This is a genomic window from Alteromonas sp. MmMcT2-5 (genome assembly GCF_022348315.1).
Lineage (GTDB): Bacteria > Pseudomonadota > Gammaproteobacteria > Enterobacterales > Alteromonadaceae > Alteromonas > Alteromonas macleodii.
The window spans coordinates 38729-64840 of record NZ_JAKRFB010000023.1 but is presented as its reverse complement, the minus strand read 5'-3'; the positions used below and the strand labels follow the sequence as shown (position 1 = coordinate 64840).

The following is a 26112-nucleotide window of genomic DNA, read 5'->3' as shown; positions in this document are numbered from 1 at the left end:
AGAAATAGCCATTTTGCTGCACCCAAAGATGAGTAATAGATCAAAATGGGGGATCGGTGTCAAGAAAAATAAATCAGTTAATTAGGTGCGGAATGACGGTTGAAAAGCTTTTTGAACTTAGAGACTTTAAAGCTGATGCCGACAATCAAGTTATAGACTGTGCACAAATGTCAATTGACAGGGTTATTCAGTCGACTGTTCCTCTCCCAAAAGATGCATTTGCATCTGATTATCGTTCGAAGCGCGTCTGTTACGAAGTAATATACAAGCTTGGAAGTCGTATTATTTTTGAATGATAAAAATTTCTAACGGGAAAGTTTGGAGTTTTTCCCCACTTAAAAAGCTCGTCAAAAACTAACTTTCTAGTAACTTTCTACAAGCTACTATAACGTGAAAGCCGCCCCCCGTATGGGTTTAGCCTTAACTTTCTAGTAAATACAAAAAATCTCTTTCTTTTTCTTCCTCTCTCTTTCTTATTTTTATTATCTTAAGTTGCCTTTTGTGGAAACTTCGTGCCTAGCCCTTTAAATACGTGGGATGTACGTTATAGTTTCTGCTAGAAAGTATAGGAACTTCAATAAAAAAAGGGGCATTAAGCCCCTTAGTAATCCGTTATTGTGACGTAGCGTTCTTTACGTCCGTCCTTTTTGAATTCCAAATGATTGGTAGTGATAAGTTGTGTTATTAACTCCTGTGTAATGTCGCGCTTACCGTCTTTGGCTTGAAGTTCCTTTATGCCGCTACAACTTTTAACCTTTTCATGTATCTTGCTTAAAGGTAAGCCGCTGGCCTTACAATTTCGCAATATGGTTTGTTTTGCGTTTAGCAAGACGGTAGTTTCTTCTGCATCAGTTCGGCTAGCATGGCCTTTTAGAATCAAGTATTTAATGTCTTCTACTGAGCTCTTAACTAGAGCGTGGGCGTACTGGGCGTGTTTAAGCTTAATTTCGCCACCGTCTAACCCTAATATAGATGCAACTTTCATCAGTTGTTCTGGCGCTCTGGCGTAAATGCCGCCAATAACGGGGTTGTTAAGCTGCTCGTCCTCGTCATACCAATCTATACACTCATTAATAAACTGGTACGCTTCATCAGTAACGCCAATAATCCGCTTATCTGATTGTATTTGGTCGATAGAATAAAGAATCTCGTCTTTTAATGAAGCTTCTTGTAACTTATTACGTTTTTCGCGCTTTAGTTTCTCTCTATTGTCGGGGCATCTAACCACCAGCATTCGCCCTAATAGACCACTAGCTATGTTCTCTGGATTAGCAAAAGAATCTAATCTATCGGGTACGCTGTGCCCCATCATTGAAAAGAAAGGATTAGGCCAGCCATTTTCTAAGTGTGAAAGAACTTTTTCGCACTGCTCTTTGTATGACTCCAGTTTGCAAACTTCGTTTTCATCCTCTGGCGCTTTTTCAAGCTCGGCTTGCGCCCATGCAAGCTTGGCTTTGTAATCTGTTGTTAATGGTTTCTTTTCCATACCTCTAAAAGAATATAGTTCGGTAGCGCTCATTGTTAGAATTTCCGCTTCCATTTTTGTTTCGTATGTCTGCGCGTTCTTATTTTTCATTGCCCCCAGTAAGCTGTGCACCTCGTCAACGATGTAAAGGCTAGCCCCATCACCGTCAACTAAGTTGGTTATAAGCTCTTTAAAGCTTCCTGCGTTACCATGTATATACTTAGAACTACCTGCACTATTAGCTAAAACTTTGATCGCATTCTGGGCTGCCTCTTTACCTGCTGCAGTTTCAGCAATACCTAAGGTCATTAAGTTAAGCTTGCTTGTGTATTCGCTTTCACGGTTTTTGCCAATCAACGCCATTAAATGAAGCGCAGCAAGTGGGTATAGTTCTGGGCGCTCACGCTTGGCTGTAACCTTGATAAATTCACAAATTTTCCCAGCTAGACCAGGTGGGTTTGAAATATTCACTTCTGTAGTTTTGGGTAGTTCAGCATTAAACATCGCTTTTACAGACTCTTGATCGCCTTGGTATGGGCTTTCGATTCTTTCAGCATGTATACGCTGCCTTTCTTTTTGCCCTTGTGGATCTAGTTCATTGGCGTAATGAGTAATAGCTTTTTTAGCATTGCCGCCAAACTCCAAAGTACAGAGCACGTCAAACGTATCAAGCGAATGACCACCATGATTAAGGTTCGATAACGGGTCGCTTTCACCATGATGTGAGTAAAGACGTCTTTTACCATCATCAGAGGTATAAGTGACGATGCCAGCCGTACCAGAATTACTAAACGGTGATAGAAAACGTTGCCCAATACGCTTGTTTCCGCGCTGCTGAACAATCGCTTCTAACTGTTGCTCGTATGCTTGGTTAACCAAGTTGATAATGCGCCCATCACTACCGCTTACATTTCTGGGTTTTACTGGCGCAGCTTTAGCCATTGCTTGTTGTTTTGCTTCGTATGCCTCGAATGCCTTAAGAGCATCTTTTGTAAGCGCTTCAGTGTCGCTTGTCGGGTCTAGCTCAGCTAGGTCTAGACAAACAATGGTATCGTACGGCGCATCGCTCGTAAGCTTGTTAGGGGCGTAAAAACCTTGTTGTAAGTTCGTTTGTGCTTTGTCAGCGTTTAGATGAAGCGTTAGCCCTTGTTCTAATTTGCTGTAACGCTCATAGTCGATAGTTGTCGATAGTGGGATAAGCACTTTCCAGCGGTTTGCAATGAACCCTTTTTTGTTTTGCTGGTGGGAGCTACTAGTAAAGGCTAAGTAATTAACCATATAAGGGGCGTAAATATCCTCGATTTGTTCTTTTGTGAGATCGTCGTTATCGTGATCAACCACCAGCGTGCAAAATTTAGAACTAAACGCATGTTCCTTTTGCTTTCCTTGCGCAATGTAGGGTGTAAGTAACGCTGCATTATTTTTATCGCCTACACTAGGGTTGTTCATCATCTGAACAAAATGCTCAAGCGTAATAAGCTGCTCTGGCCTCGCATTGGTAACAGTTGTGTATAGTGGTAAGCTAAAACCGTTACCGCTATACTGGTTTTGCCGTAATTCTTGCGTATGCTCGTTAGTATTCGGTAAAGCCTTAGTGCCAGCCCCCACTGGCGCTAGGGCGCTTCCATAGCCTTTATAGATGCTCATGCTTGCACCTCATTGATATAAACACGCTTACCTAAAACTGTCAGCCTCAATTGAACATGTGTGTTTGAATCGGAATATTCATACTCAACAACTTCACAATCTTCCATCCACGACAACATGCTGCGCGTAGCGCTTGGTGTGAAACCTTGCTTACTGCATACCCCTAAAAGCCTACATAAAGCCATTGAGCCGCGATTGAGGCGGGAAAAAATAAACTTTATATGTGCGCTGTCTGCCTTGTTCGATTTAGCCGTTCTGATAAGTCGGTTTCTACGCATTAGTGCCATATCATCCATGATTAAGCCCTCTGCAGCTGTAACCAAGCATCTAGTTCGCTTTTGCGGTAATAGCAAAGGCGTTCGCCAAGCTTAATTTTTTGTGGGAAGTTAGACTCTCGCTCTGAAAGTCTGTGAAGAGTTATGCGATGCATATTTAGATACATCGCTGCTTCTTTTGGACGTAATAGATCTGATACGGGTTTGTTTATGTTTGTCATTTTGGGTTTCCAATTGCTAACAATAGTCGCACTGTAAAACTCAAAAGTTTTTTTTATAAGGGTAAAAATCCCCTTAATTAGTTACCCCCATTCAAGGTAGTCAGGTATCTGTCCACCAAGTGCCATTTTCCAAAATTTCCCTTGTTTTAATAATTTTTTGATCTTTCTTTCCCTCTCTAAATTATTAAATTGTTTACGGGAACGTTTTTTCCATATTGTTTTAATTGAGTCCATAGACAAGTGGTATTCCTCCGCAACAATAGCAAAGGCTGTATCTTTGTTCTGCGCGCTGTTCGATATAGTTATTCCGTCATCGAGGTGTAGATGGTAAATGCGATAAATTATCTTATCGTTTCTTAACTTGGTATTTATATTTCTAGGCGCTCCCCGTTTTTTTGGTGGGTTTCCTTTGATAGCGTTTGATATAACGTCCTTTGCATAGGAATGTTGTGAGATATACTGCAACATATGCAGGTCACTAAACTTTATCACTGCGCTCAAAAGCATTTTGTTTTCGGAGTGAAGAAACTCGTGCAAACTCATTTCTATTAATTTTTCCTTATCCTTTTCAGAGGCTTTGGAAATATAGCGGTGAATATCATTCTCGGTGAAATAGTCTGTAAACTCTTTACTCATCCTGATTCTTCCTTGATGTCTTTTTCGTTATCACTACCCCAGCTTTGCGCGGCAAGCATAGCAATATCATGTAAATGATCTTCATCTGCACGAAAGTAATTCTTGAATATCATAGTGGTGTCAGCATGACCAACCAATTTACTTATATAAGCTGGGTTCGCCCCGTCTCTGAGCAAGGAACTAATATAGTTATGTCTGAATGAATAAAATTGCAGGTCATCAGGTAGCTCGCCAAGTTTTTTTATGTGTTCCCAGTGTTTGAGATGCGCTTTACGTTCTAGCTCTTTACCTGTTCTTTCAGACTTGAATATAAGCCCCTGCGTGTGGTCGCCTAGTTGCTCTCGCCATTTATCGAATACTTCTTTTAACTCTTTGTAAACTGGAAACCTTACCGTAATAGGATTCTCGCCTTTGTGCTGTGTTTTCTTAGGCGTGAATATTAGCGTCTGCGTGCGCTGCAAATCATTGGTATGAATGTTTGACCATCTAAGCGAATAAATATCACTAGGCCGCATCCCAGTTAGCCTAGCGATGGTGCAAAATGGAAAAAACCAGTGTGGATAGGTGACTTGATCTAAATCTTGTAAGTGTGGCTTTCCGTGTTTTCTGCTGCGTCTGCGCTGCTCTCGTATTTCTTCGGCATACCGCCGTAAACCCATATCGATTTTTTGCTTAATTTCATCTGAGAAAATATCCCGCTTGGCTAACTGTTCATCCTTTTCAATCAAAGCTTGTTGTCTTTCACTCTTTGTTAGCTTTGGTAGTGAATAGTCACGCAATGGGTTAATTTCCAAAATTGGGTTGTCGTTCTGCTCGCCTTTCTTTTTTCCTGCAGCATGGTTAAGCATAGCTTTTAAAGCACCAAAATAACCCACTAACGTAGAGCGTTTACAGCCTGCGCCCTTTCTCTTGTTATACCAAGCTGTAATATCTTGAGGGGTTAACTTATCCATTTCTCGGTCAAATAGGTGCTTAAACTCTACTTCTATTTTTCTCAATACGTCGGGTGAGTCAGGTATCACTTTTTTATACTGTTTAAAGTATGCGCCAAGCTTTAGGTATTGGCGTTTTGCTTCTTCCTGTTCTTGTGCCTGCTTTTCAGCCGTTTTCTTTTTCTTCTCTTCTAATGGATCAACTTCTTTATATTTCCAACTGTTAGCCACGCCAGCGGCTTCTTTAGGAGCTGGGAAAGCATCATAGTCACCGATAGTAACGGTTCGTCTTTTTCCACCTGCGTCTGTATAGCGATAACGCCAAACAAAGCGAGCGTTAACCTTTACCGTTTCACCTTTATTGTTTTTCTTTGTGCTTTCGTTTCGTGTCTTCTTTAGATGAAAACCTTTTATAAGGTCGCAACCTAATTGATCATTTAAGCTTGCTGTCTTCTTAAAGGTATTAACCTTGGCTTTAGTAATGCTGGTTTCTGCGGTTAGTGTATTCACTATTAACCCCTGCTTTAGTATGGCTGGTGGCTACTTTTTTAAATTTAGTAGCCGTTTTGTAGCCATTTTAAAGCAATAAACCGTTATTTCCAGTATATTTTAGATACAAACTTTTATTGGTGGGGTGGGGTTAAGTGCTTGATTTGTTTGTGAGGTGTGTGTTTTTATTAGGTTTTTATGAACTTGTGATTCATTCATGGGGTGTCAGGGGTCGGAGGTTCAAATCCTCTCACACCGACCAACTTCTCTCTCCCCATTCAATGGCTTATGCCATATATATCAGGCTCTACCCCATAAACGGGGGATCAGCATTCACCTTACACGATTGATAACAAAGCCTAGTTGGTTTTAATGCTCAAGATGTCTAAAAGCATCAATAGAGAACCCGCCATAAACATCCATACTCCAGCGGTTGCAAATTTGCTGAAGGCTGGCAAGAAAAGGGTGCTTCCCCAAAAAAAGCACAAGCAGGCGGCTACACCCAATTTGTTATTTTGTACTTGTTTCATGATAGTCATTTTCACGTCTTCCTTACTACTAAATAGAAGGTTGAAACTGAAGGCTTACTGAAATACGGTTCCAGCTATTAATTTGCAGAATAATAGACGTGAGTTCTATCAGCCCTTCTTTTCCGAACGTGCTTTCTACACTGTTATACATTTCTTCAGTAATAGTGGAAGAGTGGATAAGCGTTAACGCTTCCGTCCACGCTAATGCTGTTCTCTCTTCAAAACTGAAACAATCTAGCTCTCTCCATGCAGACAATACATCAAGCCTTGACTGATTTTCATCAGACTCTCTCGCTTCTTCGGCGTGCATGTGTTGGCAGAAGCCGCACTGATTAATTTGTGACGCACGAAGCTTAACTAAATGTATGAGTTTATGACTTAAAGTACTTTTGACTGAAGGCTTAACCAAGCCTGTGAGGTGTTCAAGAATATGGGGATATTCAGAATATAGCTCAGATTGTGTAATACGTTTTTTCATAGTGATCTCCTGTTAACTGCGGAGAACTATAAAGTCTTAGCAAAACGCTTAATTGTAAATTTGCGACAACTTTCGCTTTCTATACTGAAGGGGCGTTTCCAGCGCGAAATCACTAAACGAATGCGTAAAGTGCGCTTGGTCGAAGTAACCACATGCCAAGGCGACGTGGCTCAGCGCTTCAGAATTTGAGGTTAATAACGATCGTGCATGGCGTATTTGAGCAAATTGATACAGTTTGTTTGGCGAGAAACCAAAGTTAGTGCGAAATTGGCGCTCCAGCGTTCTTCGGCTGACGCCGAACTGATCGGCAAGATGTTGTGGGGGCACCAGTAAATTCATCGACTGATAAAGCATGCGCTCCCATTTCTGAAAGGCTCCATCAGTATTTTCTGCTAGCTCAATCAACCAGTGCTGTATTGCTAAGCACTGCTGGCTAATAGTTTTTCCAATAAGATAGGCTTGCAGTCGTTGATAAGAATCACGCTGCTTAACCATAGCAAACGCGATGTCGATTTGTTGGTTTTTACTGTCATCAAAGGTTAAACCGAACAAGTATTTCAAGGCACCGGGCCTAAATCTTACACTTATTTGTCTGCAAGCCAGTTCCCACGGCATGGCGCAGACCTGAGTATGGTAAAACAATTGTGCTTCACAGTTAGTTTGATCGAGATAAAAAGTCAAACTAGAACCTGCATCGGGATAAAATTTTTCGTTTAGCGTTGTAGCTGAGCCTTCTGGGTTATCAATCACCCATATGCATTGTACAAACCGTTTTATGGAAGCAGCAGGGGTCACGAAACCAATATCAATCTGCTTAAAGCTAGCGGCAGGAATAATTTCGTTGTTGGTTGAAGCGTCCATAAACGTTGGTTGCGAGTCTAGAGTTAAATCAGTGAAGCTTTATATTACCCCTGTCGCGTGCCGTATCAAGACAAAGTTTCACGTTTAGTTAGCGTAGCGACCTAAAAAGCTTGTTATAGAGTTCACCACGGCTTCAGCACTTTCAATTTGCGGATAGTGCCCAATTTGATCGAGCTCAATTACGTCTGCATTAGGAATGAGTTGTTTGTACCGCGCCACCATATGCGCGCCAGAGATTGGATCAGCCATACCTGCGGTTAGTCGAAGAGGGGCATTGGCATTTTGCAGTGCACTTACCCAGCGCTTTCGGTATTGTTTACGCTGCTTCATATAGTCCAAAAGCAAGTGCATGTGTTGGTGACCATTCTGTTTTATAAAAAACTTGCTGACCGTCGACGTTTAAAAAGTGGCCGGAACTTCGCCAATGTGAAAGTTGCATTTCTACATGCCTTGTTATGTTTTTGTATTTAGCTTGCCCAGCCTTTGATTTCACGTCTGTCGTGAGGGCGACATTTTAATAATGTCGCGCGCTGCACAGGGAATTTATAACGCAGGGTATATGTAGTGGAAAATGAGAGGTACGCTAGTCTTCAACCGGAATACAGACGGTTACTTTCGTTCCCTCTCCAGGGGTTGATGTTAAGTCAATCTCACCGTTAAATTTTTGTCGTACTAAGTTGTATAAAATATTTAGGCCCAGCCCTGTACCGCCTTTATCACGAGCCGTGGTGTAAAATGGCTCGAATACCTTCTTGTGAAGCGCCTCTGGTATGCCTTTGCCATTGTCTTGTACGCTAATCACAATGCCTTTGGCATTTTTACTGCAGCTCACACTCACTCTATTCACGTCGTTATTTACCGATGGACCAAAAGCGTGACGCTGAGCATTCGATATTAAATTTGTTAGCAATTGGGCAATTATACCGGGGCAGGTGGTTATTACTAAATTGGGCGTAACGTCTATGCTAAGCTCGACTTGTTCTTTGCGAAGCATGGGCTTTAAAGGGTTACAGACTCTAGGAATATATTCGTCTAATGCAATTTCTTCTATTTCTAACGACGTTTGGTCAGCAGAAGTGCGCTTAAAGTCTTGTACTAAATTCGCTGCCCGCATCAGGCTCGTTTCAGCCAAGTTTAGCCCTTCAGAGCAAATAGCTTCGAAGTCTTTAAAACCCTGCTCGGTTAATTCATCGTTTTCGAAGTCTCGATAGATGCCTTTTAGTTCTTCTTTGCAGTTACTGACGGAGGTAAGTGCAATGCCTAACGGCGTATTTACTTCGTGAGCAATGCCTGCGACTAGATTTCCTAACGCCGCCATTTTTTCTGACTCGACGAGCTTTTCTTGTGCAGCCTCAAGTTCAGCTGTGCGGTCTATTACTTTTTGCTCAAGGGTTTGGTTGGCCTCAATTAGCCTCTGCTCGTAATCTGCGCGCTCATTTGCACTCACTGCACGCCCGTAAAGGTCTGCCAGTGACGCCGCAAATACAACTTCATCGGCATGCCATTCACGGGCTTTGCCTTGATGTTCACAGCAAATTATCCCAATCATTTTGCCGCGGTGGCGAATAGGGACATCAAGCATAGAGCTAATCCCAAGCGGCGTTAAATACACTTCTGCAAATTCAAATGTTGCAACATCTTTTAATGCGTCGTGGGCCGCAATGGTTCTCTCTGAATCTAGCGCCTCGAAATAATGAGGAAAGTCTTTCCGGGTAAGCACTAAGCTTTCGTGGTCTAGGTCATTACCCTTATCAATGAGCAATGTGCACTGTACCAGTGTTTGCATTTCATCATACAGCCAAATGCCAGCTCGAGTAATTTGCAAACCCTCACACACCGAGTTGATAATAAGTCTAGAAGCAACGTCTAATTCACCTTTATCAATATCTGCGCTTTGGCTAACGCGTAATAAGATTAGTTCTAGCAATTCTTTCATTCATCTTCGTCCGGTTCTGTGGCTCGGATTTCAAGGATTCTGTCGAAGTGCTCTATCATGATGTGGGTGATTAGCGGATCGAATTGTTTCCCGGAATTCTCATGAAGATAGGCTTTTACTTCCTCAGGACTCCATGCCGGTTTATAGCAGCGCTTAGATAGCAATGCGTCGACAACGTCGACAATTGCCATAATACGACCCTCCACGGGAATGTCGTCTCCAGCTAAACCTTCAGGGTAACCTTGACCATCCCACCGCTCATGATGCGTTTTCGCAATGATGGCGCCCATTTTAGCAACGATGCGATCAGATCCCGCAAGTAGCTCGTAGCCTTTTTGTGCATGGGTCTTCATGATCTCCCATTCTTCTGGGTCGAGTTTGCCCGGCTTATGTAAAATAGTTTCAGGAATGCTAATTTTACCCACGTCATGAAGTGCGGCTGAATACCGTATGGTCTCAATAAACTCTCGGCTCATGTGAAGCTTTTCAGAGAGAAATTCGGTCATAAGAATGACCCTTCTCACATGGCCACCGGTCTCTTTACTCCGCATTTCGATTGCGTCGCTAAGCACCATAATGAGTTCTTTTTGGGTTTTTTGTATGTCTTCTTTTTGCGTGAGATTTTGGAATATTACCGCCACATTAGAGGCAAACATCTCTAAGGTCTTGCGCTGCAGAGCATCCAGTGGATGATCTAACTTAACATACAAGATGTTGTGGCTATCTTCTCCAGTAGGGTAGTAGCCGATGAATAAATCTTTAGACTGATAGTGACTTTTGCTTTCTAAGACTTGTTTGATTTCTTCTTCGATGGTTTCAGGAATTCGGCTAGAAATTCCTGGTTCGCATAATCCAACTAGGTCGCCGCTGGCACCTAGCACCGTCATGGTCGTATCGCCATATAAGTCGGTGTGCTGAGTAGACAAGTAGAGTACAGAGTTGTTTAGGTTAAGCAGTGTAAGTGTCTGTTTCAACACTGCGGTGCCAAATTGGGCTAAAGACTGGCTTGCTAAAACGGAAGACGAGGATTTTAAAACGTCTTCCATACCGCGCTTACCTTGCTCAATAGTCTGAATATCCCGATACGACCTTATTGCTGTGTACACACAAGACTTAAGTTTAAGCGATGATAATTCAGTTTTGGCTTTGTAGTCGTTTATGTCGTAACGCCTGATTACCTCTTCTTCCGGCGCCTGACCAGGTTGACCTGTTCGCAGAATAAGGCGGGCGGTATGGTTATTGAGCTCGTTGCGAATGGCCTCAACCAAATTCAAACCCGCATCGTCAGTTTCCATCACCACATCAACGAAAGCGAGAGCGATGTCTGGATTTGCTTTGAAAAGTGCTAGGCCTTCAGCGCCACTGTGTGCTGATAGAAATTCAACCCCGCGTTTTTCGAAATTAAATTTCCGCAGAGTGAGTTTAGTGACCTCATGTACGCCTTCTTCATCATCGATTATGGCTATTTTCCATGGAGCTTGGCGAGAGGTGGATTGTTCTGTTTTTGACTTCTTAAATAACGACATACATAGCGCTATAAACGTTTAGATACATTAAACGTAAGCCACAATTTTCAATCTCGCAAACTTACTCGACAAGTTTTGTTCTAAAGTTCAATGAGCATATTTTGATGACAGAAGTCTCTTTATCATCAGTTAGATGTGTTTTAGGCAAGTATTAAAAATATGCCATGTTTGTTAAATTGTGGAGCCCAGCAGATTCCAGTAGGAAAAAACTGCTGGGCCGCGATACCTTACAACAATAGCGTTTAGCTATCTTCGATAGGGGTATTTTCAGTAATCGGTACCGTATTTACGTCGGTATCTAAGCTTTCTACCGCATTTCGTACGCCTGCGGCGTAGTCTGGATGTACCTTTTCTAGCACGGCGTACCAACGCTCTTTTACGCTATCTGAGCACGGGCCCATTGCGGCAGCGTAGTTTTTATACAGCCGTTCTTTTTGATCATCAGAAAACATCTCATACAGTTTTCGCGGCTGCACGTAGTCCACATCTGCTTCATCTTGATGATATCTATCAGCGTCTCCATCAATGCGGAGCGGAGGCTCTTTCACTGAAAAGTCAGCCACCGGACCTTCGTATTGATTGGGCTCATAGTAGGCGTCAGGGTTACCAAAATCATTGGTAAAGAAGCGCATCGCGCCGTCTTTGTGATAGTGGTTTACCTTGCTATTTTTCGGCGCGTTAGCGGGGAGTGCTTCATAGTGTGTGCCCAAACGATAGCGATGGGCATCAGCATAAGAAAATATGCGAGCCTGAAGCATTTTGTCAGGGCTAAAGCCAATACCAGGGACAACATTTGACGGACTGAATGCTGCGTTTTCTATCATTTGAAAATAGTTTTCTGGATTTCTGTTCATTTCCAGTTCGCCAACTTCAATAAGCGGATAGTCATCGTGCGGCCACACCTTGGTTAGGTCGAACGGGTTATAGCTTTGCTGTCCTGCTTCCTCTTCTGGCATGGCCTGAATGTACATTGTCCATTTTGGGAAATTGCCTTCTTCAATGGCGTTATATAGCTCTTCTTGATATTTTTCCCGAGTGCTTCCAATGATTTTTTCAGACGTTTCATTGGTGTAGTTTTTAATGCCTTGTTGAGTTTTGAAATGGAACTTCACCCAATGACGCTTGCCTTCCTTATTCCACATGCTGAAAGTGTGGCTGCCATAGCCGTTCATGTGCATAGGTGACACCGGAATACCACGGTCTGACATTAAAATGGTAACTTGGTGCACGCTTTCTGGCTGTGCAGCCCAAAAGTCGAACATGGCTTCTGGTGAGCGCAGGTTAGTTTTCGGATGACGTTTTTGCGTACGAATGAAGTCAGGGAACTTGTATCCGTCACGAATGAAGAAGATAGGAGTATTATTACCTACCATATCCCAGTTGCCTTGTTGTGTGTAAAACTTCAAGCTAAAGCCTCGCACGTCACGCTCGGTATCAGCTGCGCCTGATTCTCCTGCTACCGTAGACCACCGGCTTAATACTTCAGTTTGTTTGCCCACTTCTGAGAATAAGTCAGCGCATGTGTAATCGGTAATGTCGTGCGTGACCGTAAATGTGCCCTGTGCACCCCAGCCTTTCGCGTGAACGACACGTTCTGGAATTCGTTCGCGGTTTTGATGCGCTAACTTTTCGATTAGTTGATAATCTTGTAAGAGGGCGGGGCCGCGCTCTCCTGCTGTTTTAGTGGTTTCGTTACTTACTACGGGGGCGCCTGCCGACGTGGTTAATTGCGGTTTCTTAGCCATTATAAAACTCCTTTCGTATGCTTCTTTTGAAAGCCAAACTTCCATAAACATCATGTGTGCCTGACTCATGACATGCTTTTGCTACGCACTGCTAAATGAAAGGGTTTACAAACTTCTATATATATCTATAAAAACAAACAATCTGAATTAGGTTTGCCACCTATTGAAGAGCAAACTCGTCGTGTTTACTCTAACTTAACAAGTTCAATTACCGCGTTTAAGGAAGTGTATGAATTTTGCCGAGTTTGCAGCATCAAGAAAGAGTGTTAGAGGGTTCACTAAACAGCCTGTTACTAAGGAAACAGTAGACGCGATTATCAACACAGCGAAGTGGGCGCCATCGTCCTATAACACGCAAACCTGGAAAATTCATGCAGTAACAGGCGACGTGCTTGATAAAATTCGTGAAGGCAACACCAAAAATACACTTGAAGGTAAACCGCACGTTCGAGACTTTCCATACAAAGAGGATTACGAGGGGATTCACCGTCAGCGTCAAATTGATGTAGCCATACAGCTGTTTGACGTAATGGGAATAACCCGAGAAGACAAGGAAAAGCGTATGGATTGGATGATGCGCGGCTTTAGGCAGTTTGATGCGCCCGTTTCTTTGGTGCTTACCTATGACAAGGCTTTAGAGCCAGCAGGGATCACGCAGTTTGGTTTAGGGTCGCTGGCGTATGGCATTGTGCTAGCTGCATGGGACTTAGGGCTTGGTTGTGTTATCAATGGTCAGGGCATTATGCAGTCCGATGTAGTACACAAGCACGCTAACATCCCTGATGATGAGGCCATTATGATTTGCATAGCCTTGGGCTATCCAGACCCAGAGTTCGCTGCAAACGAGGTTCGCTCAACTCGCGCCGACAACGAAGAGTTTGTGACGTATCACGGGTTTTAGCGTTTTTCGATTTAGGCAGATTGTTATTTTTTCAGCAAGCCAATGCTGCGTTAAGCCATCGGCATGAAAACGTCCGTTTGAAATATCATCAGCTTCTAAAACAGCGCCTTCACAACGAAACATTTCCGACTTCTTAGTTTAAGTGGTTACTTTGTTGGATGATTACTTAAGAATCGTTCTACCTCGGGCGCGGGGAGTGGCTTGCTCCAATAATAGCCTTGCCCCAAGTCACATCCCATTTTTATTAGCTTTTCTAAAGCGGGTTTACTTTCAATACCTTCAGCTACCGCTTTCATGCCAAGGCTGTCGGCAATACTGATTATTGCTGCAACTAAAGGTGCGTCGTTTTCCCCAATGCCCAAGGTGTTGATAAAAATGCGGTCTATTTTGAGTTTGCGAGCGCTAAATGTCTGTAGATAATTTAAATTAGAGTAACCGGTACCAAAATCATCAATAGCAAAGTGCACGCCTAACGATTTAATCGCTTCGAGCTGTTCGCCAGTGGTGCCATTTTCATCCGCGAGTATGGTTTCAGTTAGCTCCAGCTCTAAAAATTGCGGTGCTAATTGTGAATTTTGTAAGGCCTGCTCAACGACAGCGGGGAGCGTACCATCTTTGAATTGTGCGAAGGATAAGTTTACGGCAACCGTAAGATTAGTATGACCGTTTTCATGCTGTTTAGCGCAAAATTCACAAGCTTGGTTTAACACCCACGCACCAAGAGGGATGATCAAGCCACTGCTTTCCGCTAAAGGTATGAACTTGTCGGGGAATATCATTGATCCGTCTTTCTGAGGCCATCTCAAAAGCGCCTCTACTGCTTGAACCTTGTTAGAGGCAAGGTCTATCAACGGTTGGTAGTACACCTCGAATTCATTGGCATGCACGGCCGGGCGCAAACGCTGAATAAGTGTGAATTTTTCATCGTTTTCTTCGTCAAAGCGAACGTCATAGTATTCGTATCTATTTCTACCGTTGCGTTTCGCTTCGTACATTGCAATATCTGCTTTTCGGCACAGCTGTTTAAATTTAATTCCGTCATAAGGCGCTTGTGCTACACCAATTGAACCCGATACTACCACTTTGGTTTGCAGCACTTCGAATTCGTTCGAACACCACGTAATTAAGTTCTTACATAAGTCATCGATTTCAGATTTGTCTGATATTTCTGGCGCCAACACAATAAACTCATCGCCACCGAAGCGTATTAAACTTTGCTTTGTGGATAGGTGGTCGGTGATGGTTTGAGATATTTTTTGAAGAAACCGATCGCCCGCAGCATGACCAAGAGCGTCATTCACGGGTTTAAAGTTGTCTAAGTCTATGAACAGCAGCGCGAGCTGAAGCCCTTTTTCTTCACTCTCTCGTAGCTTTTCGTTGAAAAGTCGCTCGCCCAAAATCCTATTTGGCAAGTTTGTGAGCGGATCGTGATGTGCTAAGTGCTGGATATGTGCTCTATTTTGCTCAACTTTAGACACCTCTTGCTGCAGTGACTGCATAAGCCGACGAATATCCTGTATCAAAATAAAAACGCTGAAGCCCGTAATAACGTAAATAACCATGATGAAAAGCACATGAGACCAGCTCAAAATAGGCGGGTTTGGTGTTACCACATCGTGCATTATCAACCACGTAAGCGTAATGCACTGTAGAAGCACTAAAGATAAAACGGTGCCAAATAGGGCAATTCCACCTAATAAAGCCGCAAATATGATGACGCCAGGGTAGCCAATCATGGCGATATCAAATACGCCTGCACCTGTTGCGGATAGGGCAAACAGCATTGACGACATAGCGCCTAAAAGTAGGTAACTGCTGGTGGTAACGTAATACTTGTATGCGAGCGAGCCAGTGACGATTAATGAGAACAAGCCCAGTAAAAAGATATCAAAAGTTATGCCTCTCGCGACCAGAGACGAAGCGAAAAGCCCGAAGCCTGTTACCGCGCTTATTTGAATGACACGGCGCCTTCGGAGTGACGTTAGATCAGCAAGCTTTGCTGATGAGGAAAAAAAATCTTTAACCTGCATTCTTCCAAATCTTGAAGGAGGTTTATAGCAACCTTAAACCTAACTTGGAAAAAAGCAAGTGCAGAGACGCAACGTTATACGTTATTGGCAAAAGACGAGGAAAAACACAGCAGTGCTCGAAAACACTGCTGCCCGTAAAGTAAATAACTACCTTTCGTCTGATGGTGCGTAACGCTCCAACCAGTGTGCATATGGTGCAGGCATTACCCAAGATGGTTTTTCAACGCCTAGCTTTTTCGCTGCAAAGTAAGACCAGTGTGGGTTAGTAAGATGCATTCTACCTACCATAACAACGTCAAGTTGTTGGTTTTCAATGGTATCGTTGGCGAGCTCTGGTGTGTCTACTCCCCAAGCTGTAGCAACCGGGATCCCGGCTTCATCACGTACCTTTTTAGCAATTGGAGCAAGGAAAGCCGGGCCCCAAGGAATATTCGCATCAGGCGTGTTAAAGCCAACGCTAACGCTAACGAAATCAGTACCAATTTCTTTGAACTGTTTTACAAGTTCGATAGACTCGCTCAACGTCTGTTCGTCATCACCATCGTATTCGATAACGCCAAAGCGTACGGTAAGCGGTAGGTTTTCAGGCCAAACCGCGCGCACTGCGCTCAGTGTTTCAAGTAAGAATCGACCACGGCCTTGCGCATCACCGCCGTATTCGTCGGTACGCTTATTGGCGTGCTTCGAGAAAAAGCTTTGAGCCAAATAACCGTGGGCAAAATGCAGTTCAAGCCACTCGAATCCAGCTTCAAGCGCGCGCTGGGCACCTTTCACAAAGTCACTCTTAACACGCTCAATATCGGCTTTGGTCATTTCTGTAGGCGTAACAGGTAAGTGTGCCCCAAAGGCTTCTGCCGAAGGTCCAATAGGCTGCCACCCTTTTTCTTCACTTGGCTGAATGTGGTCATCACCTTCCCAAGGGCGGTTAGCACTCGCTTTGCGCCCGGCATGTGCAATTTGAATTCCAGCAACAGCGCCTTGGCTTTTTATACGATCAGCAACATTTTTTAAGCCACTAACGTGTTCATCTTTCCAAATACCTAAGCAATTTGGCGTGATACGTCCTTCTGGCGAGACGGCGGTTGCCTCAACGATAACCAATCCAGCACCGCCTCGGGCAAATGACTGGTAGTTTGCTTCATGCCACTGGTTTGTAAACCCATCTTCTGCAGAGTATTGGCACATAGGAGGCACAGCAATACGATTGCGAAGCGTCACGTCTTTTAACGAAAATTGTTCAAATAATGCAGTCATATTTCTCTCTTTTTAAATAAACACAAAAGCACTCAGCGAAGGCTGAGTGCTTTAAAATCTAGGGGTTATGCCGCAAGAGTTAGAATTTCACGGGCTTTAGCAAGATCGATGTCACCATGCTCGCCAAGCGCTGTTAAGCCGTTGCGTTCAAGGTTCTCGATTAGCCCATCAATGGCAGACTTTTCAATGTTGTGGTCTGACAGGCGGGTTTTAACCTGCATAGTTTCAAAAAAGTCCTGAACCGCTTTTATGGTTAAGTCGATGGCCTTTTCTTTGTCATTTTCCTGAATGCCAAACACGCGCTCACCTAGCTGCAGAATTTTTTCCTGCTTTTTGTCACGCTGCACGAACATTAACGACGGTAGAACAATTGCTAGGGTCACGGCGTGATCTAAACCGTGTAACGCAGTAAGTTCGTGACCTATCATATGTGTGCCCCAGTCTTGCGGTACACCTTTGCCGATTAATCCGTTAAGCGCCATTGTTGCTGACCACATTACGTTTGCACGCACATCGTAATCTTCAGGCGTCGCTAACGCTTTAGGACCTTCTTGAACTAAGGTTTGTAAAATTCCTTCTGCAAAGCGGTCTTGAAGCGGTGCGTTTACAGGGTAGGTAAGGTATTGCTCAATCACGTGAACAAAAGCATCAACCACGCCGTTCGATACTTGACGTGGTGGTAGTGAATAGGTGAACTCAGGATCGAGTACGGCAAAAACAGGCTGAACTGTTTCAGAAGAAAACGCGCGTTTTTGCGAGGTTTCTTTTCTGTTTACTACCGAGTTACCGTTACTCTCAGACCCTGTCGCAGGTAAAGTAAGTACTGCGCCAATAGGTAATGGATTTTCAAATGCAGCACCTTTAACAAGTATGTCCCACGGATCGCCTGCAAAGTTAACGGCAGCAGCTACGAATTTCGCGCCATCAATAACACTTCCACCGCCAACCGCAAGAATGAAGTTCACGTCATTTTCACGTGCGACATTCACAGCTTTCATCAGTGTTTCAAATTCTGGGTTTGGTTCAACACCCTGAAATTCAATGACTTCAGCACCTGCTAGTGCAGTCGTTACTTTATCGTAAATACCATTTTTCTTAATTGAGCCGCCACCGTAGAGGAAGAGGACTTTTGCTTGTTTCGGCAAACGTGAAGACACTTCACTTAGTTGCCCCTTGCCGAACAAAATTTCGGTTTGATTTTTAAACGTAAAATTAAGCATAGTGTTGCCTGTCCTTAATTAGATTGTGAATTTAACTGTTGTAAAAGCTTTTCAGCTAACAGTTCATCAGAAAACGGGTTTTGGCCTGTAATAAGCTCACGGTCTACTACTACATTGGGCGCCCACATTTCTTTGAATTCCATCTTGCCACCCGCTTGCGCCATGGCGTCTGCTGGGTAGTACAATAACGTTGCGTCGTTTAACGTGCTTTCAAAATAGGCCTCTTCCGGTGTGGAGAAGATTGTCATTTTGTAGCCATCATAAATCCAACTCTCAGATGAGGCTTGCTCACCGGATTTCAATGCCAGTTCAAATGCCTGCGGGTTAGATTGCCCAGAAAGTAAGGCGATTGGGCCATGGCAGATAGCGGCAGTAGGTTTTCCTTCACTGTGAAAGTGAGACAAAATTTCACCCACTTGAGGATTGTTTGCCAGGTCGATAAGCGGTGCATGACCGCCTGGAATGAATACGCCTTCAAACTCTTCTAGCCCTTGTCCAATCACTTCGCTCAATGACAGCGTGTCATCAATGCCTTCTATTGACGCTACAAACGTTTGAATGTCTCGCATTTGCGATTCGCCGCCATCAAAGTATTGCGGTATTACTGACTTTTTATCTACAGATGGCGCATTGCCTTTTGGCGTGGCCAATACCAGTTTGTAGCCTGCGTCTACCAATGCTTTTGCCGGCACCCCAAACTCGTTAAGGTAATAGCCTGTAGGCTCTGTTTTGCCATCTGCAAGCTGCATTACATTTTCACTTGAAAGTAGTACAAGTATTTCGCCTTTACTGGTATTCGCAGCTTTAACGTCTGCCGCATAGGCCGACTGTGATAAACCCGCAATAATGGCGAGCGATAAAATTGATGATGCTGATTTCATGTGCAGCTCCTGTCGCATTAGAAAGTGCGTGTATCTTAGAGAGGTTGGCTTACATCGAGAAGTCAGATAAATTGTGATGAGTCATCAAAAATCTGATGGGTAGGGATTATGTCTTACTTAACACAGTTAAAAACCTTTGTAGAAGTTTATCGAAGCGGCAACATTACACGTGCTGCAGCTCGCCTTCATATGTCACAGCCAGCGGTCACTTCTCACATACAAGCCATGGAGAATATTGTCGGTAAAGAGTTGTTCATAAGAAAAGCGAGAGGCGTTGAGCCAACGGCTATCGCTGATGACTTGGCGCTGCAGGTCGCCAGTCACATTGATACGTTAGAGCAGAAAGTGGCTTCTATTCGCAGTCGTGCTTCCACCGATCACGGCACGTTACACCTTGCAGGCCCTGCAGAGTACCTCAGTCTGGTGGCAGGTCCGGCACTCGCTAACTTGCTTCAGGCCGATAAAGTGAATTTAGTGATCCATACCGGCAACAAAAGTAATATTTATTATTTGTTGGAGAACGATGTAGCGGAACTTGCCATTACGGCCTCTGAGCCCACTGATGCGATGTATGAATATCAGAAGTTAGATAAAGAGCGCTTAATCTTAGTGATGAACCGTGTGCAGGGAAAGTTGCTGGGAGAAAGAGAAATATCGGCAGCGCTACTAAACCAACATAAAGTAGTGACGTATGATGAACAGTTACCGCTTGTTCGGCGATACTTTTCGGAGGTATTTAATGCCGCGTGTGAGTCGCCTGTCGCGGCTGTTTGCCCCGATATAAGAGCAATAAGTAGTATTATCAAAGCGGGAATTGGTTATTCCGTTTTGCCTGACTACTTATGTAAAGAAGGTATTGCAAAAGGCGAATTGGTCGCGCTGGGCAAGCCAGGCCCAGAAAACGATGTTTATTTAGTGTGGAAAAAGGGAGCGCTTCGTCATCCTAGGGTCGACTTCGCCAAAGATGTCATAATGGCTTTTGCAAACATTAACTATCTTTCGACACTTCCTGATTGAAGCTAGACGCCTAAAAAGGGCGACGCATTTGGACAAGGCGTCGCCATTTGTTCCTAGTTTAAATAAACAGGGCTTGTTGGTCTTTGCTGAATATAAAACAACAGCAGGCCCTAAAATGTACCGACAACTTTTACCGTGCCATCAACTTTACCTTCATCCACAAAACCTATGGTATTGGGGTTGGTCGCGACAAGATTTAACATCTCATCCTCAGTTGCTATCATTTCAGGTGGTGTGCCTCTGCCAGTAAACACAAGCTTCGACCAGAATGCAGAGTATTGTGATTCAGATTTTCCAAGCACATTATTATTAAAAGCGTCTCTGATATTATTACCTTGTTCGAAGGTAAGGGGAATTGCGCGACTTCCATCGGGAAATGCTTTTACTTTCCCCAAATATATTTTCTTGACGGTATCGATATCGATCCCAGAATTGTTATTGGCATTTATTATCACGGCTGTACCGGCATAAATCGGCGCAGACATTAAAAAGCACAGGGCTGCAACTATCTTCATTGATATTACCTTCGTTCTTAACTCGCTAACATCGAGGCAAGCATGCTAGTGGTTTGTACCCAAGGGCAACGCGCCCTCACGAAAGTATAACCGAGATTTACAATTTGTCGCATTTCGACAAAAGGTGAAATTTGAAGGATCCTAAAACATACAAAGAGAAATTATGGCAAAACCTAACGCAAAAGGGCCGGTCAGAACCGTGCAAATTTATTGCTCTAAGTGCAAATTCCAGCTATTTAAATATCGAAAAGGCGGCAAAGGCGCGTTGGTTAAATGCTTTAAAGAGAGAATAGTTGAGGACTTTACTCATGAAGAAGGAATATGTCCTTCTTGTGACGCACAGTTTGCAAGAAATGCCTTAATTCGAGGTGCACCGGCCCTGAAAATTGTTGGCACAAAGGTGACCATGAAGTAGCACAGACTGATAATCGGTTGTTAATTGGACAACTTTTTTAAAATATAAACGTTTGGATAATTTGCTCTTACGTAATTTTTGCCTAAATTAATATAAAGGGATTACAGCCTCAAGCCGTTGTGCTGTTTGGTAAAAAATTTAAGGCTGAGGTTAGAAAGCGCAACGGAATGGCTTTGTATTAAACGTCTACACATCGAGATGATAAATGTCCATTTAAAGAAAGTTTCTATTTTCTATTTCTGCTGTTATCGCTTTGTTCGCTTTAATTGTTGCCGTGGCAACGGTTATCACCACTTCCTCAAATGTTTCAACCCTTGTTCAAGAGCAAAAGAAGAACACCGCCGATCGTTTAGTGAATATTCTTACTGTGACTGACTCTATCATGCTTGAACGCGTCAAAAGCAGTATGGCGTTGCTTAAACAACGAGGTGAGGCAATCGGTGAACCCAATCAAACCGATATTGTTATCGTTAAAAATACGCAGGCTCGGCAGCTAAGGTTGGGCAATGCGGAGCAAGCCAACACATTCGATTTGGTCGATAACCTGACAAGCGTAATGGGAGGCACCGCCACGCTTTTTAGTAAAACAGGAGACGACTATATTCGCGTGAGTACCAATGTCATTAAAAATGGCGAGAGGGCGATTGGCACTAAGTTGGCCCCTGATGGCAAGGCGATCAAAAAGATTAATCAGCAGGAAGCGTATTACGGTGCGGTTGATATTTTGGGTAGCCCTTATTTAACAGGTTACGAGCCAATGTTTAACAGCAGTGGTGACGTTGTGGGCATCTGGTATGTGGGATACTCAGCCGACCTTAACGTCTTAGAGCAAGCCATTAAGCAAAGTCACGTGCTAAAAGAAGGCTTTGTTGCCCTTCGTGATGCAAAAGGTAACATTCGCATGCATTCCGCACATGTGAATGATCGGCAGGTGGCCGACGCCCTTCAACCTAATGATGACTGGGTTGTAGAAGTGGTACCGTTTTCGCCTTGGGGGTACGATATTATATTAGTGGCGTCGACGTCAGAAAAATCGGCTATGGTTCGAAGCTCTGTGTTGGTTGTTGTACTTAAAATCGTATTGGCGAGCGTGGGAATTTTGATCACCATTTGGTTGCTCGTTAAGTATATTGTTGGCAAGCCACTTGAAGAATTCATTGGGGTAGTAAACAACTTGTCTTCTGGTGAGGGAGATTTAACGTTCCGTTTTCAGGCATCAAGAAGCGACGAGTTTGGCACCATGGCAAGAGCGTTTAATGGGCTTCTTAGCCAGTTACAAGACACGTTGCAGAGTGTGGACGAAGCCACCGACCACATGCTAGCAAAGTCAGAAAGGTTAAATGCAACAGCGTTGCAATCCAAAGATACCGTTTCACAACTTAGCCGAGAAACGGAGTCAATTAATAACGCCATTTCGTTAATGCAGCAGAATGCACAAACTGTGTCGTCAACCATTCGCAGTTCAAGTGAAGCGGCACACGCTGCCGATCAAGATACGCGAAACAGCGTAAGCGTTTTGGCGCAAACCATTAAAGACATCCAGTCTCAGGCAAGCGATGTGGACGCGTCAGTACAGGTTATCACTGAGTTGGCTCAGGCAAGTGAAGAAATTAGCGGTGTAATGGAAGTTATCAGGAATATCGCAGAGCAAACGAATCTACTTGCGCTCAATGCAGCTATTGAAGCGGCTCGCGCTGGTGAGCAGGGACGTGGCTTTGCCGTTGTCGCTGACGAAGTCCGCTCGCTAGCAAGCAGAACGCAGTCTTCCACGGAAGAAATTCGCAATATGATTGAACGCCTTCAGCAAGGTAGCCGCGTGGCTTCTGAAAAAATGCAGCAAAATAAAGAAACCGCCTATAAAACCGTGGACACCACAAAACATGCTGGCGATTCGTTAAAGCAGGCGCTTGACGCTGTTGCACGCATCACAACGTTAAACCGAGACGCTGCCACAATGGCTGAAGGACAAACAGAGGTTGCTAACGATGTGAATAAAGGGGTAAGCAGTATTCAACAGGTGGGCAATGCCAATACTACCTATGCAAAAGAAGTGGTAGATAACTGTGAAGCCTTAGTTCAGCAAGTTAAGCAAATGCAAATGCAGTTGCGACGATACCATTTCTAGAGTTACTGGCTTATTCAATCGATTTGGCTGTCAGCAGGCAGCGAAGCAGAAACAAGATATATCGCCAGAGTCAATGTACGCTGAAATGCACAATTCTTGCGGTTGACATGAATAGTAACAATTTGAACCAATGCCAAAAGGGCTTTAGATTGCTAAGGCTCTTTTTGATATTTATTCTTACCCATGGATGGATATAGGGATTTTCCCACAACATGGATAAACCATAATGAAACAACTATCTACACTAGCTGGTGTGGTAGCGAGTGTTTTTGCATTCACATCGCTATCGACAACGGCAGTAGTGGCGCAAGAAGCGCAAACTGCATCTGCAGTCGTATCACCCGCGAAAAAGACACTTGCTGATGTTGAATACCGCTTACCGTCAACAATCGCTCCCACATTTCAACACATTCACTTAAATATCGACCCTGACAACCCTACATATTCTGGAAAAACGAATATTGATATAACGGTTAAAACCCCAACTAAGAAAGTGGGCTTTTATCAGCAAGATTTGACCGTGACTTCTGCACGTTTAGTGTCTGGAAGCAGCAGCTTTCCTCTAAATGTTACGATTGGAGAATACGACATCAATTGGGGCGAATCGCAAGATGAGATTGCGCCTGGGAAGTATACGTTAGAGATTACGTTTGAAGGGAAAGTGAACACGTCTTCAGATGGCATGTATCTGTCACGTTTTGAAGAGACCAACTATATATTTACCCAGTTTGAAGATATGCATGCGCGAAAAGCGTTTCCAAGTTTTGATGAGCCAAACTTCAAAATTCCTTATCAAATGACCATCAGTTCTCCTGAACATCAGGAAATAGTGGGTAATACACCTGTTGAAAAGGTGACAGTGGAAAACGGCATAAAAACCGTAGTGTTTGAAAAAACTAAGCCCATGCCGACTTATCTTATTGCCTATACCGTAGGGCCTTTTGATAGTGCTGAAATTTCTGGGCTGTCGGTGCCAGGAAAAATATACGTTCCAAAAGGGTATGCCGATAAAACCAAATTTGTTATCAAACACATCCCAGAAATCCTAGCCTCGCTAGAAGATTTTTTTGGTATCAAGTACCCCTATAAAAAAATGGATTTCGTTGCCGTACCCAACTTTACCCACGGTGCAATGGAAAACGTAGGTTTAATTACCTACCGCGATAGTTTGTTACTGCTAGAAGATAACCCAAGCGTCACGGAGCGTTCACGACCGCTAAATGTTATTGCGCATGAACTTGCTCACCAATGGTTTGGCAACTTGGTAACAATGGCGTGGTGGGATGACCTATGGCTGAACGAAGCGTTTGCGTCTTGGGCTGCAAGTCATACTATGAAAACCTTGTATCCAGAGTTGAACTACGCCGATCGCATAGTACAAGAGGGAGCATTTGGTGCAGATGCTAGTCCCACGGTGAAACCTGTTAAAAAGGTAGTGAAAAGTCAGCCAGATGTGATGGATGGGTTGGGCTTGAACTACTCAAAAGGTGAATCAATTTTACAAATGATTGAATCGCTAATTGGTACAGAAAAGTTTCGTGAAGGCGTTCAAAACTACATGAATACCCATGCTTGGGGTAATACCGTAGCAGACGATTTGTGGCGCGCTCTAGATGAAGTGTCCGATTTCAACTTAAGCGCCATGATGAAAGCCTACTTGGAACAGCCGGGCTACCCACTTATTCATATTTCAAAAGATGGCAAATTAACCCAGTCCCGTTTTCACCTTGCAGGCGCGACCGTGGAAGATAAGACATGGGCAGTTCCATTAAAGCTGACTTATCAATCAAACGGAAAAATACTAAACGAAGTGGTTTTTATTGATAAAGAAACCACAGTTTTACCTCAGCTTGCTGAAGCAGACTGGGTGTTCCCTAATGACAATGCAACAGGTTACTTCCGTTGGTCAATTGAACCAGCTCAGCTAAACGCACTGCTAAACAACATTGATGCGCTAAATAAGCGTGAAAAGAAAAATGTGCTATACAACTACCAGGCGCTGTTAAACGCAGATCAAGTAGGTGTAGACAGTGTGATGAAGGTGCTTAATAGCTTGGCAAAAGATGATGACCCTGCGGTCATTCGTGCGGCTGTTGGGGTGTTAGCTGAGTTTAGTTATTTAGTAAATGAAGACAATAAAGCCGCATATGCAAAGCTTCTAAATCAAAATTATATGCCTTTGTTAAACAAACTTACCTTGTCTCAAAGTGAGCAGGATAACGCAGATGTCATTCGCCTGCGTAACCAGCTATACAGCTTACTGGGTACTCATTCGAACAATGAGCAACTTGTTGAACAAAGCGTTAAAATAGCGAAACAGTACCTTGCAGATACTAGCAGTGTTCCTTCCGGTATTGCCGGTACAGCAATTGAAATTGCTACGCGAAATAGTGAACAAGGCGAGCAGGGTACATGGTTTTATACAATTGTAGAGGCATTTAAAAAAGCACAGTTGCCAAATGTGAAAAGCACGCTGGTGTATTCGATGTACTTTGAAGACAAAGCGACCGTCTTTAAAATGTTAGATTTAGCGCTTACCGATGATATTACGCCTGCAAATACCATGTATATGGTGGTGAGAGTAGCACGTAACTTAGACGATCATACGCTATTGTATGAGTGGCTTAGTAAGAATAAAGACGCGCTACTAGCAAAAATGCCTGATTACCATGTAAGCAGAATGCCGGAATTTGTTTCAACAACCTGTTCGGCTGAAAACTTAGAAATGGCCAATGCGTTCTACGCGCCAATTAGCGAGACCTATCAAGGAATGGCACGCGGTGTCGAAATTATGCAGGACGAGTCTCAACAGTGTATGCGGCTGAAATCTGCATTTCAGGCAGACTTTAACGCCTTCTTAAACGAGCAGTTATAGGCAACAACGAAAAGGCGTTTACCCAGCGCTTTTTGTCCTAAAGTTATGATTGAAAGAGCGTCCACTAGGCGCTCTTTTTTTGTGCATAAAACTGTAACATGCACCACGGCGAGTCACTAAAATATTTCAAAGCTGAAA

General features: G+C 43.6%; 23 protein-coding genes and 1 tRNA gene. 7 read left to right on the top strand and 17 right to left on the bottom strand.

Annotated features, from left to right (window positions below):
* Window positions 1-92 precede the first annotated feature (92 nt).
* On the top strand, window positions 93-296 hold the full coding sequence (locus MHN09_RS11550; RefSeq protein WP_239240806.1) for a hypothetical protein: 204 nt from the start codon (window positions 93-95) through the stop codon (window positions 294-296).
* Window positions 297-601: 305 nt separating this feature from the next.
* Here the strand turns inward: MHN09_RS11550 and MHN09_RS11545 are convergent, their stop codons facing one another.
* The 5 genes from MHN09_RS11545 to MHN09_RS21580 all read right to left on the bottom strand — a co-directional run bounded on the left by MHN09_RS11545 (window position 602) and on the right by MHN09_RS21580 (window position 5686).
* Window positions 602-3112: a hypothetical protein gene (locus tag MHN09_RS11545; RefSeq protein WP_239240804.1), complete on the bottom strand. Its 2511-nt coding sequence runs from the start codon at window positions 3110-3112 to the stop codon at window positions 602-604.
* Window positions 3109-3408: a hypothetical protein gene (locus MHN09_RS11540; protein ID WP_239240802.1), complete on the bottom strand. Its 300-nt coding sequence runs from the start codon at window positions 3406-3408 to the stop codon at window positions 3109-3111. Before MHN09_RS11540 ends, MHN09_RS11545 begins: the two co-directional genes overlap by 4 nt.
* A 2-nt stretch (window positions 3409-3410) precedes the next feature.
* Window positions 3411-3608 (bottom strand): AlpA family phage regulatory protein, encoded by a 198-nt coding sequence (locus tag MHN09_RS11535; RefSeq protein ID WP_239240800.1) that lies wholly within the window; start codon window positions 3606-3608, stop codon window positions 3411-3413.
* Window positions 3609-3689: 81 nt separating this feature from the next.
* Entirely contained in the window at window positions 3690-4244 is a 555-nt protein-coding gene (locus tag MHN09_RS11530; RefSeq protein WP_239240798.1) for a hypothetical protein, read from the bottom strand.
* Window positions 4241-5686, bottom strand: coding sequence for a tyrosine-type recombinase/integrase (locus tag MHN09_RS21580; RefSeq protein WP_239240796.1), 1446 nt, complete (start codon window positions 5684-5686; stop codon window positions 4241-4243). The genes MHN09_RS11530 and MHN09_RS21580 overlap by 4 nt, the downstream gene beginning before the upstream one ends.
* A gap of 152 nt (window positions 5687-5838) precedes the next feature.
* Between MHN09_RS21580 and MHN09_RS11520 the strand changes: the two genes are divergently transcribed.
* Window positions 5839-5927 (top strand) — tRNA-OTHER (locus tag MHN09_RS11520).
* Between the two features lie 97 nt (window positions 5928-6024).
* Here MHN09_RS11520 and MHN09_RS11515 read toward each other — a convergent pair.
* The 7 genes from MHN09_RS11515 to MHN09_RS11485 all read right to left on the bottom strand — a co-directional run bounded on the left by MHN09_RS11515 (window position 6025) and on the right by MHN09_RS11485 (window position 12741).
* Window positions 6025-6204, bottom strand: a complete 180-nt coding sequence (locus MHN09_RS11515; RefSeq protein WP_014949907.1) for a YrhK family protein — start codon at window positions 6202-6204, stop codon at window positions 6025-6027.
* A 19-nt stretch (window positions 6205-6223) separates the two neighbouring features.
* Window positions 6224-6673: a carboxymuconolactone decarboxylase family protein gene (locus MHN09_RS11510; protein ID WP_049586902.1), complete on the bottom strand. Its 450-nt coding sequence runs from the start codon at window positions 6671-6673 to the stop codon at window positions 6224-6226.
* 48 nt (window positions 6674-6721) lie between these two features.
* Entirely contained in the window at window positions 6722-7534 is an 813-nt protein-coding gene (locus MHN09_RS11505; protein WP_239240795.1) for a helix-turn-helix domain-containing protein, read from the bottom strand.
* 84 nt (window positions 7535-7618) lie between these two features.
* Window positions 7619-7885, bottom strand: a complete 267-nt coding sequence (locus tag MHN09_RS11500; protein WP_231514299.1) for an alpha/beta hydrolase — start codon at window positions 7883-7885, stop codon at window positions 7619-7621.
* 232 nt (window positions 7886-8117) lie between these two features.
* Entirely contained in the window at window positions 8118-9470 is a 1353-nt protein-coding gene (locus MHN09_RS11495; protein ID WP_239240792.1) for a GAF domain-containing sensor histidine kinase, read from the bottom strand.
* Entirely contained in the window at window positions 9467-10996 is a 1530-nt protein-coding gene (locus MHN09_RS11490) for a DUF3369 domain-containing protein (protein ID WP_039225303.1), read from the bottom strand. Before MHN09_RS11490 ends, MHN09_RS11495 begins: the two co-directional genes overlap by 4 nt.
* A 242-nt stretch (window positions 10997-11238) precedes the next feature.
* Entirely contained in the window at window positions 11239-12741 is a 1503-nt protein-coding gene (locus MHN09_RS11485; RefSeq protein ID WP_039225577.1) for a catalase, read from the bottom strand.
* Window positions 12742-12970: 229 nt separating this feature from the next.
* On the opposite strand from MHN09_RS11485, the gene MHN09_RS11480 reads away from it, so the two are divergent.
* Entirely contained in the window at window positions 12971-13642 is a 672-nt protein-coding gene (locus MHN09_RS11480; protein WP_014949899.1) for a nitroreductase, read from the top strand.
* 146 nt (window positions 13643-13788) lie between these two features.
* Here MHN09_RS11480 and MHN09_RS11475 read toward each other — a convergent pair whose 3' ends face one another.
* From MHN09_RS11475 to MHN09_RS11460, 4 genes are all read right to left on the bottom strand, one after another.
* On the bottom strand, window positions 13789-15672 hold the full coding sequence (locus MHN09_RS11475) for a bifunctional diguanylate cyclase/phosphodiesterase (RefSeq protein WP_061486057.1): 1884 nt from the start codon (window positions 15670-15672) through the stop codon (window positions 13789-13791).
* Between the two features lie 147 nt (window positions 15673-15819).
* Window positions 15820-16926: an NADH:flavin oxidoreductase/NADH oxidase gene (locus tag MHN09_RS11470; protein ID WP_014949897.1), complete on the bottom strand. Its 1107-nt coding sequence runs from the start codon at window positions 16924-16926 to the stop codon at window positions 15820-15822.
* Window positions 16927-16991: 65 nt separating this feature from the next.
* A complete protein-coding gene (locus tag MHN09_RS11465) occupies window positions 16992-18146 on the bottom strand; it encodes an iron-containing alcohol dehydrogenase (protein ID WP_014976852.1) in 1155 nt (384 codons plus the stop codon).
* 14 nt (window positions 18147-18160) lie between these two features.
* Window positions 18161-19027: a type 1 glutamine amidotransferase domain-containing protein gene (locus MHN09_RS11460; protein WP_110288677.1), complete on the bottom strand. Its 867-nt coding sequence runs from the start codon at window positions 19025-19027 to the stop codon at window positions 18161-18163.
* Between the two features lie 108 nt (window positions 19028-19135).
* Here MHN09_RS11460 and MHN09_RS11455 point away from each other — a divergent pair, with 108 nt between their 5' ends.
* On the top strand, window positions 19136-20044 hold the full coding sequence (locus MHN09_RS11455; protein ID WP_239240790.1) for a LysR family transcriptional regulator: 909 nt from the start codon (window positions 19136-19138) through the stop codon (window positions 20042-20044).
* 110 nt (window positions 20045-20154) lie between these two features.
* On the opposite strand, the gene MHN09_RS11450 is transcribed toward MHN09_RS11455, so the two are convergent.
* Window positions 20155-20559: a phosphate ABC transporter substrate-binding protein gene (locus MHN09_RS11450; protein ID WP_014949893.1), complete on the bottom strand. Its 405-nt coding sequence runs from the start codon at window positions 20557-20559 to the stop codon at window positions 20155-20157.
* Between the two features lie 163 nt (window positions 20560-20722).
* On the opposite strand from MHN09_RS11450, the gene MHN09_RS11445 reads away from it, so the two are divergent.
* The 3 genes from MHN09_RS11445 to MHN09_RS11435 all read left to right on the top strand — a co-directional run bounded on the left by MHN09_RS11445 (window position 20723) and on the right by MHN09_RS11435 (window position 25974).
* Window positions 20723-20974, top strand: a complete 252-nt coding sequence (locus MHN09_RS11445; protein WP_014976849.1) for a hypothetical protein — start codon at window positions 20723-20725, stop codon at window positions 20972-20974.
* Between the two features lie 253 nt (window positions 20975-21227).
* On the top strand, window positions 21228-23099 hold the full coding sequence (locus MHN09_RS11440; protein ID WP_239240787.1) for a Cache 3/Cache 2 fusion domain-containing protein: 1872 nt from the start codon (window positions 21228-21230) through the stop codon (window positions 23097-23099).
* A 226-nt stretch (window positions 23100-23325) separates the two neighbouring features.
* Window positions 23326-25974, top strand: coding sequence for a M1 family metallopeptidase (locus MHN09_RS11435; RefSeq protein WP_239240785.1), 2649 nt, complete (start codon window positions 23326-23328; stop codon window positions 25972-25974).
* Window positions 25975-26112: the final 138 nt, after the last annotated feature.